This is a genomic window from Effusibacillus sp. SKA8, assembly GCF_058273125.1.
The window spans coordinates 90,556-102,738 of record NZ_JBZCSF010000001.1 but is presented as its reverse complement, the minus strand read 5'-3'; the positions used below and the strand labels follow the sequence as shown (position 1 = coordinate 102,738).

Here is a 12,183-nt window from a genome sequence, read left to right as displayed (position 1 = left end):
CTGTTAAATTTGTCACAGATAATCAGTTTTTCATACACGATCGGCGTTTCCAGACTTACTCTGATTCCCGGGAAGCTTGATCAAACCGGTGCCCTTCCGGCGAAAACGGATACCAGTCAATCGGAGACGGTTCTCCCGCAATGATCGATGCGACGACTTCGCCGGTTATGGGAGCCAGCAGCGTTCCCTTGCGAAAATGTCCCGTTGCCGCAATCAGGTTTTGCCAACCGGTAACAGGGCCGAGAATCGGTTTCAGGTTGGGATTGCCCGGCCGCAATCCGGCCCACGTATTGACAAACACCGCTTCCTTCAGCGCCGGGACCAAGGTGCATGAGATGTCGTGCAAAGTTTTAATCGCCTCCACCCTGGTTTCCTTGTCGTAGCCGACCTCTTCTTGCGTCGCTCCGACAAGTACCGATCCGTCCTTCTTGGGAACGAGATAACATTTTTGAACGAAGACCGACTTTCGTAACGGAGTTGCTGTTGAAAGCCTGGCGAAATAGCATTGCCCTTTCACGGGAAACACCGGTAGCAAGATGCCAAGCGGCTTGAGCAGGGCGGAACTCCAAGCCCCGGCGGCAATCACCACCGTGTCTGCGGTAAACCGTCCGGCAGGCGTGTCTACGCCCTTTACCCGATCGTTCTCCACTACCAATGAGAACACGGGCGTTCTCTCGAAAAATCGGGCTCCCCGCATTTCCGCCGCAACGCAGAAAGCCTTCGTCACTTTATAACTGTTGACCTGATGGTCGCCCACAATATGGATACCGCCGCACAACGACTCCGCAAGCAGGGGTTCAATCTCCTTCAAATCATGGGAATCCAGCCACTCGACTCGCTGCCCCATCCCGCGTGCCCACTCCCACTTTCTGCGCAAATCCCGTACCTCTTGTTCGTCCCTCGCGACCCCCACCAACCCTGATGTCAAATATTCGATGTCGATTCCCGTTTCTTCAAGCAACACTTGCGCCAAATCCGGGTATCTTCGCTGGCTGGCCAAGCACAAATCGACCAGCGGACCGGGAGCGTCCGTCTCCATCATCGCTCCCAAAATCCCGGCTGAAGCCGACGAAGCTTCGCTTCCGATCAAAGAACCGTCAAAGACGAAACAACCGATGCCTTTGCGACTTAAATGATAAGCGATGGAACATCCGATGATCCCGCCGCCCACAAGGATGACGTCGGTATGTTTCCTTTCGTTCACCACATTTCCCCCTCTCTCACACATTCAATTCCGCCCGCCGTGTTTTCGGCAGACAGTACGGCAACCGCCTTTATTGTACTGAAACATCCTGCGGCACACAGTGAGTTTTTTCACACCGGGCGGATTCCCCAAGCCGAATCAATTTGTGTCTGATTTGTGATTTTCCGTAGTGCACTCTTGCCAGCACCCGCCGCTTTTCCTATTCTGGAAATGGTTGCCGGAACAATTCGCAAAGGAAAGAAGGTCGTGCTCTTGAAGCAAACGAATCGCTGGGTGCCTTCCCGCTTCAACGCAATCTCGCATACAAAGTCCGGCGAACTGGTTCTCTACAACAGTTACACAGGGGCCATCGCCGCCGTCTCTCCCGAAGAAAAACCGGAGGTTCTCGCCGCTTTAAGCAGGCAAGCCGCACAAGAAGAATTGCCGGAGACATTGAAAATGATGGCCGAATCGGGGTTTTTGGTCCCGGATCAGGCGGACGAAGACCTGCGGGCGAAATTCCTGCATCAGTCTTTCCACCGCACCGACTCCATGCACCTGATCGTCATGCCTACAGAAGCCTGCAATTTTCGCTGCACATACTGCTATCAAACCTTTCCGCACGGCAAAATGACGAACGAAACAAAGACCGGATTGCAGCGGCTTGTCGCGGAGAAAGCCCGCTTTTTAAAAAATCTGACCGTCAGTTGGTTCGGCGGCGAACCGTTGTTAGCCCCCGATGTGTTGGGCGAATTGTCCGAATCCTTCCTGGCCGCAGCCAGAGCGCACGGAGTGGAGTATACGGCCGATATCGCAACAAACGGCTATCATCTTGCGCCCGATCTCTTCAAACAGTTGCTGGAGTGGGAGATCAAGCGTTTCATGATCACCGTCGACGGTCCGGAAGCGGTTCACGACAAGCGGCGCCCCCTGCTCGGAGGGGGAAAAACCTTTGCGCGAATCGTGGAGAACCTCAAACGTCTGCGGCAATTGGACGATCCGTTTGAAATTTGCCTCCGGGTCAATTTTGACAGGGACAATCTTGCCGCCGTTCCCGTATTCGTTCGCTTCCTGAGCGGACTTTTCGCACACGACGGCAGATTTCAAATTTTCTTCCGGCCTGTGGGACGATGGGGCGGACTGAACGATGACCGGTTGCCCGTCTGTGACCGCCGGACTGCCGAAACAAAAATTTGGGAGTTCACCGAAATGGCATTGCAGCAGGGTCTTGCGATGAGCTCGGTGGTCGAGCATTCGCTGCTGCCGGGCGGCTCTGTCTGCTATGCGGCCAAACCGCATTCGCTGGCGGTCGGCGCCGACGGAAAGCTCTATAAATGCACCTGCGCATTGGACGAAGAAGTGAACCGGATCGGCCGCCTGCTGCCAGACGGATCGGTTGTAATCGACTACGACAAATTGGCCCTTTGGGTCAGTTCCGGGGATGACAAAGACCCGGTATGCCGCGCCTGTTTTTACAGGCCTTCCTGTCAGGGCAACCACTGCCCGCTGTACAGGATGAAAGCAGGGTTGCGTCCCTGTCCCTTTGAAAAAAGAAAGATCCGAAAAGTGCTGAGTTTGATCTGGCAAAATCACACCACAGCAGGGAGGTGAACAGCATGCGCGTTCTGCGTCCGGCCATTTCCCCCGTTGCCGCCACCGCCGGCAAATTGGTCAAGTCCGTGCCGGGAAATCTCAACTAGCAAAAACGATCGAAAAAACTCCGATGCTTGTTTTGTCCATCGGAGTTTTTTCTTACTCAAATCCGATCAGTCCCACCCCCAGATCCGGTCAGCCCCGATTGCCCGTGACAAAAGTCACTTCGAACGGATCTTTGTTGTTGTAGAATCGAGAGAGGAGGGGTGACAATATGAAGATCCTGCTGCCTAGGGAACACGGCGCCTGGGGTATGCTGTTCGCCCCCTTGCTCGTTGGGATGTTCGCGGGGGAAGCAAACGGCTATCATGTTCTGTTGTTTCTCGGCATGCTCGCTGTCTACCTTGCAACATACCCGTTAATCCAATGGGTCAAAAACCCCAAACGCAATTCGGAACTGAAAGGCTGGTTCGTCGGTTACGGAGCGGCCGCCGTTGTACCGGGACTCCCGCTGTTGTTCAAATATCCCGGGTTGATCTGGTTGACGCTGCCGGCCGGAGCGCTGCTTTGGGTCAACATACGGTTTGCGATCCGCAAAATGGAGCGCCACATGCTCAATGACTTGGCCGCCATCGGCGGTCTGTCGTTCGGGGGAGTGGCCGCTTATTATGTCGGCGTGCAGGCGTTTGACCTGAAAGCGTGGTTGGTAGGGCTGTCGTGCCTGCTGCTGTTCTTCGGCAGTGTACTGCATGTCAAGAGCTTGATCCGGGAAAAAGGAAACCGCACCGTAAAAACCGTTGCCAACCTGTACCACGCCGCATTGGTGCTGTTTCCGATCCTGGCGCAGCTCGCGTATCCGGAACTCCTCCCCTATGGGTGGATGGCGCTGGCCTACGCTTTTTCCGCGGTAAAAGTCTGGCTCACGCCGTTTCACTCCACTCTCCGCCCCTTGACGATCGGAATTCTGGAAATCGCCAACACCGTCTGGTTTGTGATGGCCGCCAGTCTTGTATTCGCGTTATGACAAAAATCACAGTTCCGTTTGACTGTTCTCACAGATCGTTCCTTTCGTCTCCCGTAAGATAATGCCAGGAGAACGAAAGGAGGAATTATTATGAAACCCGAACTGGGGGGGCCAAGACCGGGTCTTGGCAAAAAAACCAATTCCATTTTAAAGCAAGTTCTTATTTTCACACTCATCGTAAGCTTTAGCGTCTTGCTGCTCGGCGGGTTTGCGGTTTACAAAAACACCGCCCCCGAACCGAAACGGATCGTCAACCCGGACGGCCAAGTGGTTACCACGTACGAGCAGATTAAAGGCGGTCAGGCGGTCTATCAAAAATACGGCTTGATGGACTGGGGGACCACACTGGGGCACGGTTCTTATCTCGGGCCCGATTTTACGGCCGAAACGCTCCATGTGTACTTGACCGGAATGCACCAATATTACGCGAAAAATCTTTACAAAACCGACTTCGACAATTTGAAGCTGGAAGAGCAAAACCTGATCGTTGAAAAAGTAAAGAAAGAAGTCAAGGAAAACCGTTACGACAAAGCGACCGACACGTTGAAACTGACTCCGGCTCAGGTTGCCGGTTTGGAAAAGGTGCGTGCTTATTACAAAGAGAAGTTCACAAACGGAGATTTCAAAGCGGGGCTTCCGAAAGGGTTGATCCGGGAAGAGCACATGCCCGCAAAAGACCGCGCGTATGTTGCGGAAGGGGATCAGCTCAAACAACTTGCGGACTTCTTCTTCTGGACCGCCTGGCTTTCTTCCACCAACCGTCCCGGTTTGGACCACACTTACACCAACAACTGGCCGTATGACGCACAAGCGGGGAACGTCCCGTCCTACAGTGCCGTCTGGTGGAGCACAGTCAGCGTCGTATTGTTGATCCTGTTCACGGGAGTGATCCTGTACTTCTATAAACGTTACAATTTTGAAATGGAAGAAGCGTACGAACCCGGAAAGTTTCCGAAACTCTCGTTAAAAGATTTACCCCTTTACCCCAGCCAGCGAAAAGCGGCCAAATATTTTCTTGTCGTAAGCCTTTTGTTTCTCGTCCAAGCGCTGCTCGGCGCGGTGCTGGCCCATTACTATGTTGAAGGCAACGGTTTTTACGGGATGGACATTTCCGCACTGCTGCCGTTTAACATCGCAAAAGGGTATCACTTGCAGTTGGCGATTTTCTGGATCGCGACCGCTTGGCTGGCGATGGGAATCTATGTCGCTCCGCTTGTCAGCGGCCGGGAACCCAAAGGGCAGGGGCTGCTGGTCGACATCCTGTTTTGGGCGCTGATCGTGGTCGTAGCCGGCAGTATGATCGGCGAATGGCTCGGCGTGAAGGGATATCTTGGAAACCTGTGGTTCTTGCTGGGATTCCAGGGGTGGGAGTATCTCGAACTCGGACGCATCTGGCAAATCCTGCTGGCGGCCGGTCTCGCCATCTGGTTGTTTATCGTCGGGCGCGGTTTGAAAGACGCTCTCAAATCGGAAACCGACAAAGGCGGATTGGTTCACCTGCTGTTCTACAGCTCGATTGCCGTTGTGTTTTTCTATCTCTTCGCGTTCTTCATCAATCCGGGAACGCACATCACATACGCCGACTATTGGCGCTGGTGGATCATTCACCTGTGGGTGGAAGGAATTTTTGAAGTTTTCGCGGTTGTCGTGATCGGCTTCCTGATGGTGCAAATGGGGCTTGTGACCAAGCAATCCACCGTCCGGGCGATTCTCTTCCAGTTTATTATCCTGCTTGGCAGCGGTGTGATCGGAACCGGACACCACTACTACTGGATCGGGGCTCCCGACCTCTGGATCGCGCTTGGCGCCGTGTTCTCGGCTCTGGAAGTGATTCCGTTGACGCTCTTGATTCTGGAAGCCTGGGGCCAATACAAGATCATGCGAGACGGCGGTGCGGACTTCCCGTACAAAGGCTCTTTCGCCTTCCTCATCTCGGTCGCCATCTGGAACCTGGTCGGTGCCGGTGGGCTCGGTTTCCTGATCAACATGCCGATTGTCAGCTACTTTGAACACGGGTCGCAGTTGACGCCTACCCACGGTCACGGCGCAATGGTCGGGGTATACGGTTTCTTCTCCGTGGCGGTCATGCTTTACACGATGCGCAATCTTGTCAAACCGGAAGCTTGGAGCGAACGGTTGGAGAAATTCTCCGTCTGGGCTCTTAACATCGGACTTGCCGGAATGATCATGATTACGCTGCTGCCGGTCGGATTCCTGCAGTTGAAGAAAGCCTACGAAGAAGGATTCTGGGCCGCCCGTTCCTTTGAGTTCTATCAGGACGCAACCGTAAATCTGCTGCTGTGGCTGCGGATCATCCCCGACTCGGTCTTCCTGCTCGGAATCATTCCGCTGGTGCTGCTGATGTTCAAAGGCATCCGCAACCTCCGTCCCGACGGCAAAAACTAACGTTACACCGAATCGAACTTGCGCAACCGGCTTGCAAGCCGGTTCTTTTTTTCGGATCTCATCAGATCCGTAACTGCTTTTCCAAACGGTCAATGTGGAGCCGCAAATGGTGATCCGCAGTCGTCTCCAGCGCTTTCGCTTTTTTCAATTGACTCAAGGTGCGGCTTACCGTTTCCCGCGATGTGCCGATCATGTTGGCCAGTTCCTGATTGGTAAACGGCACGTTCAACCGGACAAACTCTCCCTCCGGCACGCCGTGCAAACGGGACAAACGGATCAACAACAGCACAATCCGACCGAACGTGTCATGCAGCACCATTTCTTCCAGCCGGTCCTGCAGTTCAATAATCTTGTTTTCCATAACGGTCAGCAGTTTCAGGCTGAGCGCGGGATTCGATTCCAGGAGACTCCGGAAACGGGCGGTCGGCAAGGCGAACAAAACCCCTTTTTCAATCATGACGGAATGGGCGGGATACACCGTCTGGCGAAAAATCCCGATATGCGGAAACATATCCCCCGCCTGCAGGACATTCACGATCTGCTCGCGCCCCTGATCGTCCGTGCGGTAGATTTTGACTTTGCCGCTGGCGATAAAGTAGACGTACTCAAGGGGTTCCCCCTGCATAAACACGATCATTCGTTCCATTAACGTTCTGCTGACCAGAAGTTGGTCGATCTTTTCCAGTTCGTCCTTATGCAAATCCCGGAAAAACGGAATCTTCTTTAACAATTCCAACGAGACGTGCTTTTCCAATCGGCATTCTCCTCACGGTTACTTGTTCCATTTTTCATATAGACACATCCGGAGCGGATTTGCAACGCCCTTTCCGCCGCAAAATCAAGTTTTGCCAAAAACAAAACAGCGTCCAGATTTGGGCGCTGTCCCCGACAGACACTTGGATCGAGGTTGTTCTCTCCGCCTGTGTACGCTAGCGGACGATCAAGACGGAACAGGGGGCGTGATGCAGCACTTTGGCGCTGACGCTGCCAAGCAGAACGGACGACACCAAGCCGTGTCCTTCGCTTCCCAACACGATCAGATCATAGTTCCCGACCGTCGCCTCCCGGCAGATGACTTCGGCGGGATTGCCCGTGACAGTCTGGCAGGTGACGCGTTTTTGATCCGGGAACTGTCTGCACGCTTCCGTTGCCGGAGTTTCCTCCGGCATTTCAAATTCGGCCTGTTCGTAAGCGACAGGCAGGTAGCCGTTCACATCCGGAACCGTTACCACATAAGGGCGATACACATGCAAAACGGTGAACTGAGTTTCCGGCAATTCACGATAGGTTTGAACCGCCCAAGCGACCGCTTTCTGCGACGCCTCCGAGCCGTCGACCGCCAGCAAGACACGTTTAAACATGCAACAGTCTCCTTTCACTCCCTAAAAGGTTGAGTCCGATTGCCATCTTCCATCGACGATTTGATTTTGTACATATTTTACAATAAACCGGAATCTGTTTGCAAAGGAACTGTCCGAGCATGCAACCGATCATTTTTTCATGTCATTTCATCCTGAAGCAGCCTCCCGTCAGTTTTTGGCTTGTTGCGGAAAAGTGATCGTAAGCGATCCGATCTGTGATTGTACCAGTTCTTCGTACAGTTTTCTCGCGTCAAAACGGATTTCCCTGTCGCTTGCGTCCGGTTTCTCTTTTCTTACTCTGTCGATCACATCCTTCTGCACCTTTCCGGACAGGACGAGCAGTTCCGCCCGTTCTTTCAGGCGGCGCCAGAATTGATCCTCGCCGTATCGTTGAATCAACTCCCGCGCAACGGGATGCACTTCATACAGCTTTTGGCTGTCGGCGATCTCTTTTGCCAGTTCTTGTTCGGACGCGGAATACCCTTTCTCTTTGGCTAGCAGGGCAACCGCGTGCAGGCGAATGACTTGTGTCAGGAGCGAGTTTTTGTCCTTTTCCTCCCGCAGCATTGCATCCCATTTTTCCATCGCTTGTTTCAACTCTTCGCCCTGCAGCGTTTGCTTGTCGGCCTCCCGGTAGATCTCGATCTGGATCCGGTTGACGTATTCATAGAAAGCCAGATCGTCGGCGGTGATTTTGATATCGTTGACCGTGGCAATCGGTTTTTCCGTTTGTGCCGCACCGCCTGCCTGCACTTGATTGTCTGCCTGCGCCGTCTGGCCGCTCTGCGGGGAGGTTGCGGCCGCACCTCCCCGGTTTCCGGCACAGCCTGCCAGCAGCAAGCCGCACGACAACAGCAGGACACCGCCGCTGATGCAAGAAAATCGTCTTCTCATGACCGTTCCCCTCTTTGCCTGCCGGTTCGTCACTGTTTAACCGTAAATGTCACAACCTGTTCTTTCTGTTCACCGCCTTTGCTCATCCGCAAGTTGGCGATCCATTCGCCGCCCATCGGCAGTTTCGCTTTTCCTTCATAGGTGCCGTTGCCGCGGTCGGTGAATTGCACCTCGATTTTGCCGTGATCCATTTTTTTCATTTCCAGCGAAGCTTTCACCTGCAGCCCCGAAACCGGCTGCCCGTTTTCCTTGATCGCGAGTTTGAGCGGCACTTCCTGTTCCGGCTTGTATTGCGGAGCTTCCTGCACTTCCGCCTCCCATTTCGCCGAACTGCAGCCGGTTAGCAACAGGCCCGCCAGCATCAGGCATGCCAAAATTTTTTTCATAGTGCTGAACCTCCCACCGCAAACTGCTCGCAAAATTCGTTCACCGTGTACTTGTCGAGGGTTCCGTCCCGCAGATAAGCGACATGCGTGCAAACCTGCCGAATTTCGTCGATATGGTGGGACGAGAAAAAGATCGTTTTCCCTTCCAAAGCTTTGAGAATGCCGAGAATCTCCTTGCGCCCCACCGGGTCCAACCCGCTTGTCGGTTCGTCGAGAATCAGAATCTCCGTCCCGTAGTAGAGCACAATGCCGAGCCCCAGCCGCTGCAGCATCCCTTTCGAATACCCTTTGACCGGCTGCGAGCGATGCTCCCACAAACCGACCAAGCGCAGGCTCTCTTCCATTTTCCTTTCGTCGGGCGGGTGATTGCCGAGGGTCGCAAAAAACTGCATGTTCTCCTCGCCGGTCATCTGCGGATACAAATTGAATTTTTCCGGCAAGTAGGCCACAATCTTTTTCCATTCCTGTCTGTAATGCGGGATGCCGTTGAAGCTGGCCGTACCCCGCTTGACTGGAAGCAAGCCGAGCAGCGAATGGAGCAAAGTTGATTTTCCCGCTCCGTTGCGGCCCACCAGCGCGCAGATCTCGTTTTTTTCGATGACGAGATTGACCTGCCGCAGGACCTCCTTTTTCCGGTATGACTGGGTCAAATCTCTAATTACGATCATGCTCTCTCCCCCCTTGAACGAAGCCAGACGCCAAGCCCGAACGAGATCCCCGTCCAGACGACCAGATCGATCAGTAAAAATTTGGCGGGAGCGAGCCACACCATTTTCTGCATCAGCCGTGACAAATGATTCAACGGAAACAGGCCCAGTGCCGTCTCCAGATAAAAATGCAGGGCGTGCAGCGGATCCAGGAAGTAAAACAGCGAGAACACCCGGATATTGTCATAATTGACGGCAGGAAGGGAATACAGGAACCCGAGATCGAGCAGGAACACAAACAAAAACCAGGTAAAAATGTTCGCTCCGGCCAACTGCATCCGGGTGCCGCAGACACTTCCGAGAAACAGGCCGATCTGGTTGAACACGACGAGCAGCACCGTCACCGCGAGCAGAAAAGCGAGGAAAGCGGCCGGGTGAAACGGCAGAACCAGTTTCATCGGCAGCGCAAACACCAGATACCACCCGCCAAACACCAGCAAGGTCACGGTTTGTACCGCCGCGCTTTTTTTCAACAGAAAACTGCCGTAGGATTCCTTTTTCGTGACCAGCATCATCAGAGTTTTGTGCTCTTTCTCCTGCATGACGGAAAAAGAAGCAAGAAACAAACTCAACAAAGGGATCAAATACACGTTCATCTCATACAAAGACAGCAAAAAGACGGCAAACCCCTGTTCGGACGGAAAAGAGCGGGATTGCAGCAACACGGTGGCCGATACCAGCACGACCATGCTCAGCGCAAGCCATAACCCTTTGCCCCGGGTTTGTTCCTTCCATTCTTTCCAGATATATGCCATCGCCTGCTCTCCCTCCTTTGCCGCATCCAGACCGCCGCGCCGATCACCAGCAAAAATCCGGCCGGCCAGACGACCGACATTCCGGACTCGCCCGGCTCCAGCAGCGGATAGGAATCGCTGAACATCACTTCCTGTTTTTTCAGGATTTGCTCCGTCTTTTCGTACACGGAAACTGCTGGACTGTGCAAAAACAGGTACAAAAGCTCGTTTTCCTTCAGCAATTTGTGCAAAGAAGACGTATATTCAACAGGGGTGTCCCCGATCCCGTCCCGGTTTAAATCCAGCAACGGAACCTCATGTCCCCAATAGTTGCCCCTCCGGTTTTCGCTCCACTTGTTATCGCGTTGACCGCCGACGGAAATGACCGGGACCGTATTGGAGAAAAACCGGTTTTCCGTGAAAACAAGATGGTTGCAACTTGCCCACACTTCAACCCCGACCTGATTGTGGGCAAATTCGTTGCCGACAAACCGGCTGTTTTGTGACTGGTCCAGAAACAGCGCCCGTTGGTTTTGGAAAAAGCGGTTCCCCTCCACCTGCACGTCTTGCGCCTCTTGCAGCAACAATCCAAACGCCTGCGTTCCCTCGCTAAACGAAAACTCATTTTCCTTAAGTTCAAGGCGCTTCGACAGCATGATCGCCGCTCCGCCGGTGTTCCCGGTGAAAAGGTTGCGGTAAAATTGGTTTTCATCCGCGTACATGTAATGCAGCCCGTAGCGGGTGTTGCGAATCTGATTCGCTTCAACCCGATTGCCGTCGGCGTAATAAAAGTAGATCCCGTCCCTTGTGCCCTTGATCACGTTGTTGACCAGCTTGTTGCGGTGGGAATGGAGCAACTGGATGCCGTTTCCCTGATCGGCGATTTCGTCGTTGCCAAGTCCCGTCACTTCCACATGGTCGATTTCGTTGTCGCTCGCGTTCAGCAGATACACGCCGTGGTACGAATCGGAAATTTTCAGGTCCTGCAACCGCGTGTGATCGGCCATCACTTTGACTGCGGCGTACTCTTCGTCAGAACTCCTGTTAAAACCGCTGTGTTGGATTGTGAGGTTTTCCAATTGCACACGGGGCGCCTGAATCGTAATCACGTTTCCCTGTCCGTCTCCCCTGATCATAGTGCTACCCGAACCCCGAATGGTAAGCGGCTTCGCTATCACGACATTCCCCTCGTACGTCTGATTCGGCAAAGTGAGAACTCCATTCTCGGGTGTGGCATCCACAAGTGCCTGTAGCGGGCTTTCAGCCGCCGCATACGGGACACCTCCCAGCCAAACCAACACCCCCGCACACAAAGCCGCTGCTTTTTTCATCTCCTGCGATCCCTCCAAAGCAGCAGCAACATCAGCAAAAACGACAAGCCGGCCAGAAATGAGCCGTATGTGAAATAACTGTGGGTAATAAAATTCGCCAGCCGGTTTTCGCCGAGAATCGGCGGTACAAACGGCTTGATCTTGATGGGCGCTTTCGGGTCCAGATGGGTGCCGAAATCAGCGAGCCACCGATGGATGTCATAGAGTCCCAAAACGGCTCCCGCAAGGAAAATGCCGATCAGCACATACAGCAACGTCCTGTTGCGGAGCCAGGCGACAATCAATGTCAGCAGCGCCATGCCGCCGATCAGATACGGCAAAAATTTCAGTTCCGGAAACGATTCCTCGCTGAATTCTTTCATCCCGATATAATGGTTCAGCCCGTTGATGATGTCGATCCGTCCGTCCAGTTTGTAAGGATAGACAATAATGTCAAGTCCCTCCGGATACTGGGGCGCGATAAAATTCATCCCCCACCAAGGGAAAAACAGGGACGCCACCAATAAAGCGGCCGCGACCACCAATCCGATGGCGGAAGAAACGGAAAGCTGTTTCGACATGACG

Annotated in this window: 12 protein-coding genes; 3 read left to right on the top strand and 9 right to left on the bottom strand. The window is 53.6% G+C overall.

Annotated elements, in window-relative coordinates:
* Positions 1-55: 55 nt before the first annotated feature.
* The gene (gene thiO / locus AC4ED1_RS00540; RefSeq protein ID WP_490935450.1) at positions 56-1,204 is read right to left on the bottom strand and encodes a glycine oxidase ThiO; all 1,149 of its coding nucleotides are present in this window, start codon (positions 1,202-1,204) and stop codon (positions 56-58) included.
* Between the two features lie 252 nt (positions 1,205-1,456).
* On the opposite strand from thiO, the gene AC4ED1_RS00535 reads away from it, so the two are divergent.
* From AC4ED1_RS00535 to AC4ED1_RS00525, 3 genes are all read left to right on the top strand, one after another.
* Entirely contained in the window at positions 1,457-2,794 is a 1,338-nt protein-coding gene (locus AC4ED1_RS00535; RefSeq protein WP_490935449.1) for a radical SAM protein, read from the top strand.
* 256 nt (positions 2,795-3,050) lie between these two features.
* Entirely contained in the window at positions 3,051-3,800 is a 750-nt protein-coding gene (locus tag AC4ED1_RS00530) for a YwiC-like family protein (protein WP_490935448.1), read from the top strand.
* Positions 3,801-3,890: 90 nt separating this feature from the next.
* Positions 3,891-6,206, top strand: a complete 2,316-nt coding sequence (locus AC4ED1_RS00525; protein ID WP_490935447.1) for a nitric-oxide reductase large subunit — start codon at positions 3,891-3,893, stop codon at positions 6,204-6,206.
* Positions 6,207-6,267: 61 nt separating this feature from the next.
* Here AC4ED1_RS00525 and AC4ED1_RS00520 read toward each other — a convergent pair whose 3' ends face one another.
* From AC4ED1_RS00520 to AC4ED1_RS00485, 8 genes are all read right to left on the bottom strand, one after another.
* On the bottom strand, positions 6,268-6,960 hold the full coding sequence (locus AC4ED1_RS00520) for a Crp/Fnr family transcriptional regulator (protein ID WP_490935446.1): 693 nt from the start codon (positions 6,958-6,960) through the stop codon (positions 6,268-6,270).
* A gap of 175 nt (positions 6,961-7,135) precedes the next feature.
* Positions 7,136-7,567: a universal stress protein gene (locus tag AC4ED1_RS00515; protein ID WP_490935445.1), complete on the bottom strand. Its 432-nt coding sequence runs from the start codon at positions 7,565-7,567 to the stop codon at positions 7,136-7,138.
* A gap of 168 nt (positions 7,568-7,735) precedes the next feature.
* On the bottom strand, positions 7,736-8,461 hold the full coding sequence (locus tag AC4ED1_RS00510; protein WP_490935444.1) for a SurA N-terminal domain-containing protein: 726 nt from the start codon (positions 8,459-8,461) through the stop codon (positions 7,736-7,738).
* Positions 8,462-8,490: 29 nt separating this feature from the next.
* Positions 8,491-8,847, bottom strand: a complete 357-nt coding sequence (locus AC4ED1_RS00505) for a FixH family protein (protein ID WP_490935443.1) — start codon at positions 8,845-8,847, stop codon at positions 8,491-8,493.
* Positions 8,844-9,515: an ABC transporter ATP-binding protein gene (locus AC4ED1_RS00500; RefSeq protein ID WP_490935442.1), complete on the bottom strand. Its 672-nt coding sequence runs from the start codon at positions 9,513-9,515 to the stop codon at positions 8,844-8,846. The genes AC4ED1_RS00505 and AC4ED1_RS00500 overlap by 4 nt, the downstream gene beginning before the upstream one ends.
* A complete protein-coding gene (locus AC4ED1_RS00495) occupies positions 9,512-10,309 on the bottom strand; it encodes an ABC transporter permease subunit (protein WP_490935441.1) in 798 nt (265 codons plus the stop codon). Before AC4ED1_RS00495 ends, AC4ED1_RS00500 begins: the two co-directional genes overlap by 4 nt.
* On the bottom strand, positions 10,246-11,619 hold the full coding sequence (nosD, locus tag AC4ED1_RS00490) for a nitrous oxide reductase family maturation protein NosD (RefSeq protein WP_490935440.1): 1,374 nt from the start codon (positions 11,617-11,619) through the stop codon (positions 10,246-10,248). Before nosD ends, AC4ED1_RS00495 begins: the two co-directional genes overlap by 64 nt.
* The gene (locus AC4ED1_RS00485) at positions 11,616-12,179 is read right to left on the bottom strand and encodes a hypothetical protein (RefSeq protein ID WP_490935439.1); all 564 of its coding nucleotides are present in this window, start codon (positions 12,177-12,179) and stop codon (positions 11,616-11,618) included. Before AC4ED1_RS00485 ends, nosD begins: the two co-directional genes overlap by 4 nt.
* Positions 12,180-12,183: the final 4 nt, after the last annotated feature.

What these genes read in the sequence shown, in the direction of transcription:
- AC4ED1_RS00530 (WP_490935448.1), top strand. Translation starts at nt 3,051, where the DNA reads ATGAAGATCCTGCTGCCTAGGGAACACGGCGCCTGGGGTATGCTGTTC.
- AC4ED1_RS00525 (WP_490935447.1), top strand. Translation starts at nt 3,891, where the DNA reads ATGAAACCCGAACTGGGGGGGCCAAGACCGGGTCTTGGCAAAAAAACC.
- AC4ED1_RS00515 (WP_490935445.1), bottom strand. Translation starts at nt 7,567, where the DNA reads ATGTTTAAACGTGTCTTGCTGGCGGTCGACGGCTCGGAGGCGTCGCAG.
- AC4ED1_RS00510 (WP_490935444.1), bottom strand. Translation starts at nt 8,461, where the DNA reads ATGAGAAGACGATTTTCTTGCATCAGCGGCGGTGTCCTGCTGTTGTCG.
- AC4ED1_RS00505 (WP_490935443.1), bottom strand. Translation starts at nt 8,847, where the DNA reads ATGAAAAAAATTTTGGCATGCCTGATGCTGGCGGGCCTGTTGCTAACC.
- AC4ED1_RS00500 (WP_490935442.1), bottom strand. Translation starts at nt 9,515, where the DNA reads ATGATCGTAATTAGAGATTTGACCCAGTCATACCGGAAAAAGGAGGTC.
- AC4ED1_RS00495 (WP_490935441.1), bottom strand. Translation starts at nt 10,309, where the DNA reads ATGGCATATATCTGGAAAGAATGGAAGGAACAAACCCGGGGCAAAGGG.
- nosD (WP_490935440.1), bottom strand. Translation starts at nt 11,619, where the DNA reads ATGAAAAAAGCAGCGGCTTTGTGTGCGGGGGTGTTGGTTTGGCTGGGA.
- AC4ED1_RS00485 (WP_490935439.1), bottom strand. Translation starts at nt 12,179, where the DNA reads ATGTCGAAACAGCTTTCCGTTTCTTCCGCCATCGGATTGGTGGTCGCG.